The following is a 1,911-nucleotide window of genomic DNA, read 5'->3' as shown; positions in this document are numbered from 1 at the left end:
CTTCGCGAGCAAGCCCGCTCCCACATCGATGGGGTTAACAGTTCATAAATCAGTTAGCCAAAGGTGAAGGCGTAGGCCGCCACATGCGGGTCAAGGAATTCGATGCTGAAGGTGCGGTCCTGCACGGCACCGGGTTGACGCACCAGTTGGTACAAGCGCTGCTCGGTCACAGTGCCGCTGCCGTCTGGCGCCACGTCGGTGCCGTGGGCATCGCCCGGCGCCTGGCCGTCGAGGGTCACCTTGAAGCGCACCGGCTTGCCATCGGCCCCCGGGCCGAGCACCAGGTGCAGGTCACGGGCATGGAAGCGGTACACAATGTGCCCGCCCGCCTGATCGAGGGTGACTTGCTGGCCGCCGACGTTCCACTGGCCGTCCAAGGTCCAGTTGTTCAGCGCCAGGGGCCCCGATTTGACGAAGTTCTCGCCGCGCTGGAAGCCCAGGTAGGTTTCCGGCGACTGCACTTCATTCATGTCCGGCGCCTGTTGCACGCCCTTGGCGTCGGCCTCGATCAGCCCACCGGCAACGTTTTGCGCCCCAGCTTCACGCAGCAATTGCTGGATCACCCGCTCCGACTCGGCATACTCACCTTCGCCAAAGTGGTGATAACGGATCTGTCCCTTCGCATCGACAAAGTAATGCGCCGGCCAGTATTGGTTGTTGAACGCGCGCCAGATCTTGTAGTTGTTGTCGATGGCCACCGGGTAGGTGATCCCCAGGTCCTTCATCGCCTGGGTGACGTTGTTCACGTCGCGCTCAAAGGCAAACTCCGGGGCGTGTACGCCAATCACCACCAGGCCCTGGTCGTGATACTTCTCGGCCCAGGCTTTGACATACGGCAAGCTGCGCAGGCAGTTGATGCAGGAGTAGGTCCAGAAATCCACCAGCACCACCTTGCCTTTCAAGCCCTCGGCCGTCAGTGGCGGGCTGTTGAGCCATTGCACCGCGCCGTCCAGCGGCGGCAGCCTGCCTTCGATCGGCAGCGTATCGCTGTGGTTGGCCGCCATCATCATCGCCCCGCCCTTCTGCTCGGGCTTGGCGCTCAAGCGATCCACCAGGCTTTGTTCCAAACCACCCGTGGACGCCGTCGACAAACGGGCCAGCACGCCCGTATCCAAGCCCAAGGCAATGGCAGCCACACCGGCCAGCATCATCGCGCCGAGGCCACGGCGCAGCCATTCGCCGGCACCGAGGGAGCGCTTCATAAAGCCAAAGACTTTACCGCCGACCAGCAGCGCCAATGCCAGGGAAGTCGCGGCACCGGCGGCGTAGGCCAGCAACAGCAAGGTAGTGCCGATACTGGCGCCTTGCAGCGCGGCGCCGGTCAGCAGCAGCCCGAGAATTGGCCCGGCGCACGGCGCCCAGAGCAAACCGGTGGCCACGCCGATAAGGAACGAAGCGCCCGGACGCGGTTTGGCATCGACGCCTGCGGCCTCCGACAGGCGACTGCCCGCCGCCACCAACGGGCGCGTCAGGCGCTCCGACAGGTGTGGCAGCAGCAGCGTCAAGCCGAACAGGGCAACGCACAGCAACGCGAGCCAGCGCCCGTACTGATTGACTTGCACCACCCAACCGCCGCCCACCGCCGCCAGTGTGGCCACCAGGGCGAACGTCACCGCCATCCCCGCTAACAGCGGCAAGCCACTGCGCATAAACGGCTGCCCGGTGCGAGCGAAGACAAAAGGCAGAACCGGCAGGATGCACGGGCTGACAATAGTCAGCACGCCGCCCAGATACGCGAGAACCAGAAGCCACATGGGATCGTCCCTTATAAGTAGATAAAAGCATCGGTCCTCCTGAGGGACTCTGCACCTGTAGTGAGCGGGCTTGCCCCGCGCTGGGCTGCGTAGCGGCCCCAAAACCTGCAACCGCGCTCTACCTGACACAACGCGGCGGTCTTATTGGGGCGGCTTC

The 1,911-nt window shown here is 64.2% G+C and carries 1 protein-coding gene; it reads right to left on the bottom strand.

The features are described 5' to 3' along the window. Nucleotides 1-53: 53 nt before the first annotated feature. Entirely contained in the window at nucleotides 54-1,754 is a 1,701-nt protein-coding gene (locus ACRESD_RS19340; protein WP_431752372.1) for a cytochrome c biogenesis protein DipZ, read from the bottom strand. Between the last annotated feature and the right edge of the window lie 157 nt (nucleotides 1,755-1,911).

This window comes from Pseudomonas sp. (assembly GCF_050739995.1).
GTDB lineage: Bacteria > Pseudomonadota > Gammaproteobacteria > Pseudomonadales > Pseudomonadaceae > Aquipseudomonas.
The sequence above is the reverse complement of the archived record's forward strand: the minus strand, read 5'-3'. Positions and strand labels throughout refer to the sequence as shown.

What these genes read in the sequence shown, in the direction of transcription:
- ACRESD_RS19340 (WP_431752372.1), bottom strand. Translation starts at nt 1,754, where the DNA reads ATGTGGCTTCTGGTTCTCGCGTATCTGGGCGGCGTGCTGACTATTGTC.